At 40.1% G+C, this 6,469-nt stretch carries 7 protein-coding genes and 1 tRNA gene; 3 read left to right on the top strand and 5 right to left on the bottom strand.

From position 1 onward, the window contains the following. Positions 1-195 precede the first annotated feature (195 nt). The 4 genes from rplT to thrS all read right to left on the bottom strand — a co-directional run bounded on the left by rplT (position 196) and on the right by thrS (position 3,324). Positions 196-555, bottom strand: a complete 360-nt coding sequence (gene rplT / locus AAEY99_RS20930; protein WP_011637486.1) for a 50S ribosomal protein L20 — start codon at positions 553-555, stop codon at positions 196-198. A 16-nt stretch (positions 556-571) separates the two neighbouring features. Continuing rightward, on the bottom strand, positions 572-766 hold the full coding sequence (gene rpmI, locus AAEY99_RS20925; RefSeq protein WP_011496149.1) for a 50S ribosomal protein L35: 195 nt from the start codon (positions 764-766) through the stop codon (positions 572-574). 83 nt (positions 767-849) lie between these two features. Then, on the bottom strand, positions 850-1,392 hold the full coding sequence (gene infC / locus AAEY99_RS20920; RefSeq protein WP_081430133.1) for a translation initiation factor IF-3: 543 nt from the start codon (positions 1,390-1,392) through the stop codon (positions 850-852). Positions 1,393-1,395: 3 nt separating this feature from the next. Continuing rightward, positions 1,396-3,324: a threonine--tRNA ligase gene (thrS, locus tag AAEY99_RS20915; protein WP_101088270.1), complete on the bottom strand. Its 1,929-nt coding sequence runs from the start codon at positions 3,322-3,324 to the stop codon at positions 1,396-1,398. 494 nt (positions 3,325-3,818) lie between these two features. Between thrS and AAEY99_RS20910 the strand changes: the two genes are divergently transcribed. Then, the gene (locus AAEY99_RS20910; protein WP_101088269.1) at positions 3,819-4,019 is read left to right on the top strand and encodes a CPXCG motif-containing cysteine-rich protein; all 201 of its coding nucleotides are present in this window, start codon (positions 3,819-3,821) and stop codon (positions 4,017-4,019) included. Between the two features lie 89 nt (positions 4,020-4,108). On the opposite strand, the gene AAEY99_RS20905 is transcribed toward AAEY99_RS20910, so the two are convergent. Further along, the gene (locus AAEY99_RS20905; RefSeq protein ID WP_101088268.1) at positions 4,109-4,723 is read right to left on the bottom strand and encodes a riboflavin synthase subunit alpha; all 615 of its coding nucleotides are present in this window, start codon (positions 4,721-4,723) and stop codon (positions 4,109-4,111) included. A gap of 29 nt (positions 4,724-4,752) precedes the next feature. Between AAEY99_RS20905 and AAEY99_RS20900 the strand changes: the two genes are divergently transcribed. Together AAEY99_RS20900 and AAEY99_RS20895 are read left to right on the top strand one after the other, a co-directional pair. Continuing rightward, positions 4,753-6,123, top strand: coding sequence for an MATE family efflux transporter (locus AAEY99_RS20900; RefSeq protein ID WP_182744482.1), 1,371 nt, complete (start codon positions 4,753-4,755; stop codon positions 6,121-6,123). A gap of 271 nt (positions 6,124-6,394) precedes the next feature. Further along, positions 6,395-6,468, top strand: a tRNA-Val gene (locus AAEY99_RS20895). Position 6,469: the final 1 nt, after the last annotated feature.

Genomic DNA, 6,469 nt, shown 5'->3' with positions numbered 1-6,469 from the left:
AAATCCTTCTTGGTCGAAAGATCTGATCGTAAAGAGGGCGTTTAGTTCAATTCTTATCCCGAGTTCAGGTTAGTTAATATTACATTACAAAAAAACAGTTATAGAATTGCGAGGACTTTATTAAGTCCATCTTGTCGTTTAACGGATATAAAAAAAGGAACCCGAAGGTTCCTCTTTTTAAAGCGACTAAACTAATTACTTAGTTAACGCTTCTTTTGCTTTTTCAACTAAAGTTGCAAAAACAACTTTGTCGAAAACAGCGATGTCAGCCAAAATCTTACGATCGATTTCAATAGACGCCTTTTTCAAGCCGTTAATGAAACGGCTGTAAGACAGACCATTTTGACGAGACGCTGCATTAATACGTGCAATCCATAACTGACGGAATTGACGTTTTTTCTGACGACGGTCACGGTAAGCATATTGACCAGCTTTAGTTACTGCCTGAACAGCAACACGGTAAGTACGGCTACGAGCGCCATAATAACCTTTAGCTAATTTTAAAACTTTCTTGTGACGAGCACGTGCGGTTACACCACGCTTAACTCTTGGCATTTTCTAAACTCCTAAATTAAGCGTATGGTAGTTGACGCGCGATTGCTGGAACGTCAGATTTAGCAACTAAACATTTAGCACGTAAGTGACGCTTACGCTTAGTGCTTTTCTTGGTCAAAATGTGACGTAAGTGTGCTTGCTTGCGCTTGAAACCATTAGCGGTTTTCTTAAAACGCTTCGCTACACCCTTGTCTGTTTTCATTTTAGGCATTTCTAAAACTCCGCATTGGGACGTTAATAAACGTAAGGCGAGCAAAAGCCTCAAGAGACTTTTGCTACTTTAGGGTTGCCCTACTATTTCTTTTTAGGTGCTAGCACCATAATTGCTTGTCGACCTTCCATTTTCGGGAAAGATTCAACAACCGCATACTCTTCCAAATCAGCCTTGATACGGTTCAAAAGATCCATACCTAGGTTTTGGTGTGCCATTTCGCGACCACGGAAACGCAGCGTAATTTTCGCTTTGTCACCATCTTCTAGAAAACGAATCAGGTTGCGTAGTTTTACCTGATAGTCGTTTTCATCAGTGCCAGGACGGAATTTAATTTCCTTAACCTGGACCTGTTTCTGCTTCTTCTTTTGTTCTTTTTGAGCTTTCGCTTTATCAAAAAGGAACTTACCGTAGTCCATTATGCGACAGACAGGTGGCTCAGCATTGGGACTGATCTCTACAAGATCAACTCCGGCTTCATCTGCAACGTTCTGAGCTTCTTTTATACTTAATATACCAATTGGCTCACCATCTAAACCTGATAAACGGACTTCAGGTACACCAGTGATTTCATCATTGATTCTATTAGGGGCTGGCTGTCGCCCTGCTGTTCTTTTGATCTTTATGACCTATTCCTCCAACAATTTGAGACTACGGAGCGAAATCTGTTGACGTATCATCGCGGCGAAATCTTCTAGTTTTAACTTGCCTAAATCGATACCGTCACGCGTACGCACCGCTACTTCCTTATTTTCCATTTCTTGATCACCAACGACCAATAAATAAGGCACACGTCTTAGGGTGTGTTCGCGTATTTTAAAGCCTATTTTCTCATTCCTCAAGTCAAAAGATGCTCGAATACCCTGTTCTTTGAAGAATTTAACGATTTCTTCAACATAATCAGCTTGTTTATCGGTAATGTTCATTACAACAACTTGCATTGGAGCAAGCCATGTTGGAAATTTACCTGCGTATTCTTCTATCAATATACCTATGAAACGTTCTAAAGAACCTAAAATAGCACGATGGATCATTACTGGCGTCTGGCGACTGTTGTCTTCTGCGACATAAGTGGCACCCAAACGAGTCGGTAATGCATAATCGAGTTGTACTGTACCACATTGCCACGCACGATCTAAACAGTCATGCAAAGTAAATTCGATTTTTGGACCATAAAAAGCGCCTTCACCCGGTAATATTTCATATTTAATATTATTATTGGCAAGAGCTTGCTTTAAAGCGTCTTCAGCTCGGTCCCACATATCGTCATCACCAATACGCTTTTCAGGGCGAGTTGACAGTTTAACCACGATATTATCGAAACCAAATGTAGCGTATGTGTCGTATACCATTTGGATACATGCACTGACTTCATCTTGTACTTGATCATCAGTACAAAAAACATGAGCGTCGTCTTGAGTAAAGCCACGTACACGCATAAGACCATGAAGTGAACCTGATGGTTCGTTACGATGACAACAACCAAACTCTGCCATACGTAATGGTAAGTCGCGATAAGATTTTAACCCTTGGTTGAAAATCTGTACATGACCTGGACAGTTCATTGGCTTAATCGCGTATTCACGGTTTTCGCTGTTAGTGGTGAACATGGCTTCTGCGTATTTATCCCAGTGGCCAGAACGTTCCCATAAAACTCGGTCCATCATTAAAGGGCCTTTCACTTCTTGATAAGTGTATTGACCTAACTTTTGACGAATGAATTTCTCAAGTTCTAAAAATATGCTCCAACCATCGTTATGCCAAAACACCATTCCTGGCGCTTCTTCTTGCATATGGTACAAATCTAGTTGCTTACCAATTTTACGATGATCACGCTTAGCAGCTTCTTCTAAACGCACTAAATGCGTTTTAAGGGCTTTTTTGTCAGCCCATGCTGTGCCGTATATACGTTGCAGCATTTTGTTATCAGAGTTACCACGCCAATACGCACCAGCAATGCTCATTAACTTAAAGTTTTGACAAAAACGCATGTTTGGCACATGTGGACCACGACACATGTCGATGTATTCTTCGTGGTGATAAAGCGCTGGTGTTGCGTCTTTACTGATGTTTTCATCTAAAATAGCTATTTTGTATTCTTCACCGCGTTCGCTAAAAGCATCACGAGCGTCTTGCCAAGATACAACTTTTTTAACCACATCGTAGTTAGTTTTAGCTAACGAAAGCATACGCTTTTCTAAGGCTTCTATATCTTCATGCGTCAGCTTATGATCTAAGTCGATGTCGTAATAAAATCCGTTGTCGATAACCGGGCCGATTGCCATTTTGGTTTCAGGCCACATTTGTTTGATCGCGTGACCTAATAAATGCGCACAAGAATGGCGAAGGATTTCAACACCCTCTTCGTCTTTGGCCGTGATGATAGCTAACTCTGAGTCTGCAGTGATTAAGTCAGTTGCATCTTTTAATTCACCGTTTACGCGGCCAGCAATACACGCTTTTGCTAAACCAGGGCCGATGTCTAATGCAACATCAAGAGTCGATACAGGATTGGCAAACTCACGTTTGCTGCCATCAGGCAATGTAATAATAGGCATTAAAAATTCCTTTTCCAGTGGTGACCCACACGTAGGGCCACATGGTAATTAAGTATGTTCTTTTTGAACGAGAGCACGTTAATGAAATCAAGACAGTACAGGAGTCTTAGTTACCCAAAAACGCAAGTCTCTATTCTATGTGATAAGCGGATTATTGCGCAACCATGGTGCGATGAATAACTGCAATATATGAGGTATTCAACAACATTCATTGGTTAAGATAACTGTATTGGTCAGCAGTGAATATGACTTTAGCCCACCTTTATTGTGTCTTGCCTTAGAGGGTGTTTGTTGTTTTAAAGATGACTATTTAGTGACGATTAACTATATTGATTGCATTAAACCCTGATTCATAACTAAAAAACGTAAAAATAGATTTTAATCTTAGTTGTGAGTGAATAATATTGATTTGTATCTAAATCATGCTTAGGGATGACCCAAAATATAAAATGCTCACTATACTTACTGAAATGAGTCAGTGAGGAGTACTAGCAATGAGATTACTTTCGCGTGCCATTTGTTGCCCGCATTGCGGGCATCATCAATATGTCACTTTAGATGCAAGTTCTGGAGATCAAGAATATTACGACGACTGCCGTATTTGTTGTAATCCAATACACATTCGAATGCACCTAGATGATAACCGCCGAACAATTGAACTTCATATCGATTCTGACGATGAACAAATTTATTAATGCCTAGCTCGCCTGCTTAATCTTCAAAGCAGGCAAGTTAATATAGATAATTATTTTAGGTGATTATGTTGGGTGATTATGTTGGGTGATTAAGCGAGTTGCTTTTTAGCAAGAATTCGCTCCACAGTATCAACAATAACCTGTGTTTGACTGTCTATTTCGATATTAATCTTGTCGCCAACGTTATAATGATTCAAATTAGTTAACTTTAAGGTTTCTGGAATTAAATGCAGTACAAAACCACTGTCACTGACTTTACCTACCGTTAAGCTACAACCGTTTATTCCCACAAATCCTTTATAAAAGATGTAGTTCATCCATTGTGAGTCAACCTGTAATTCAATATTGTAATGCTCGTCGGTGTTACTGACAGCCTTAACCGTGGCCAGAGTATGTACATGGCCAGATAAAATATGCCCACCGATCTCAGTTCCAAACGTTAACGAGCGCTCAATATTAACCATGTCACCGACACTGGTATTACCTAGGTTAGTTACGGCTAATGTTTCTTCCATTACATCAAAAAAAACCTTATCATTTAGTATCTTGGTTACGGTAAGGCAAACCCCATTATTAGCTACGCTAGCACCTGTCACTAATCCTTGGGTTAACGGTGGTGTCATTGCAACTTCAAAGGTTTTAAGACCTGCAGCATTGTTAATCGATACCACTTCACAAGTGGCTTGAACTATACCAGTAAACATAATTCTCTCGTTCCGTTATAGGTTTTTTAATGAATAATACAGGTTTTCAAATTTCACGCTTGATAAAATTAGCGCTTCCTGTGCTGATAGCTCAAGTGACTCAAACCATGATGGGTTTTATTGACACAGTGATGGCTGGTAGAGTGAGTGCAGTAGATATGGCTGCCGTTGCTGTTGGCACCAGTCTGTGGTTACCTGCAATCTTATTTGTTCAAGGCTTGTTAATGTCCTTTACCCCTGTATTTTCACAGCATCATGGGGCTAATAATCAACAAATCATTCCATCACTCATTTTTCAGGCGGGCTATATTGCCATAATAGGTGGTATTGGGGTGATGTTATTTCTCGCATCTTCAACATATTTGCTCGACTTTATGCATTTAGAGCCAAAACTGCATTTATTAACAGTAGGTTACATAGATGCCATTTTGTGGGGTGCCCCAGCCTTCGTGTTGTATCAAGTATTACGCGGTTGCAGTGAGGGGATTTCTTATACCATGCCGACAATGGTGATAGGCTTCATTGGGTTAGCAGTCAATATACCCGCTAATTACGTGTTTATTTATGGTGGTTTTGGTATTCCTGCAATGGGCGGTGCTGGTTGTGGTGTTGCAACTGCATTAGTCTTTTGGGCCATGTTAGTTGCGATGATTATTTACATGTTAGTTGATAAAACATTTAAACAGCTCGCGCCATTTAAGCATTTTTACCGTCCTCATTTAGCAAGTATGTGGTCTATGACTAAATTGGGTATGCCAATTGCGATGGCATTATTTTTTGAGGTCAGCCTGTTTGCTATTATCGCGTTATTTTTAGCTCCATTAGGCGCTAATGTTGTTGCAAGCCATCAGATTGCCCTTAACTTCTCGTCAATTGTCTTTATGCTGCCACTATCTATAGGTATTGCTGTCTCGATACGAATTGGTTATTACCTTGGCCGTGGGCAACCAGAAATATCGGCTTTAGTCGCAAAAGTGGGTTTATGGTTATCATTCACCCTAGCCATTTTTACCGCCCTATTAACCGTCACCTTTAAGCATCAAATCGCCTTGTTGTATAACGATAACCCTGAAGTGGTCGCTTTGGCTGGTAGTTTAATGATGTTAGCTGCGTTTTATCAGATATCAGATTCAATTCAAGTAGTCGCCGCTGGAGCATTACGTGGTTATAAAGATACTCGAAGTGCTTTCTATATCACCTTGTTTTCATATTGGGTGATTGGTATTACTACAGGTTACATTTTAGGTTATACCAATTTTATTTTTGAACCTATGGGCGCACACGGATTTTGGATTGGATTAATTGCTGGCTTAACTTCGGCAGCAATTTTGTTTGCTATTAGATTGAAATACATTCAAAAGAAAGGATTTGAGTTTCAACAGATTGGCGAATCTAATTGATTTTTTGAAGTTTAAGCGACTCACATTGCTTAAGCTTGAATCAAGTTGCACAGCAAATCACCATTTAGACATATAAATGTTTTTTTTGCTTGCATGCAACAGCCTATCCCCATTAAGATAGCGTCCGCTTTGAAGCAAAAGATTTTAAAGTGCAACGTTAAACAATACACCCGTAGCTCAGCTAGTAAAAAAGAGTAGCATTAACCTTTTCTTATAACGGCGGCAGGGATTGGTGGTTCAATACACCAGAACATAGAAAGCAAGATATTATACACCCGTAGCTCAGCTGGTTAGAGCACTACCTTGACATGGTAGGGGTCGGTGGTTCGAGTCCACTCGGGTGTAC

It is taken from the genome of Shewanella sp. S1-58-MNA-CIBAN-0166 (assembly GCF_040310085.1).
Taxonomy (GTDB): Bacteria; Pseudomonadota; Gammaproteobacteria; order Enterobacterales; family Shewanellaceae; genus Shewanella.
Note: the sequence above shows the minus strand (reverse complement) of the source record. Positions and strands in the feature narration are given on the sequence as shown.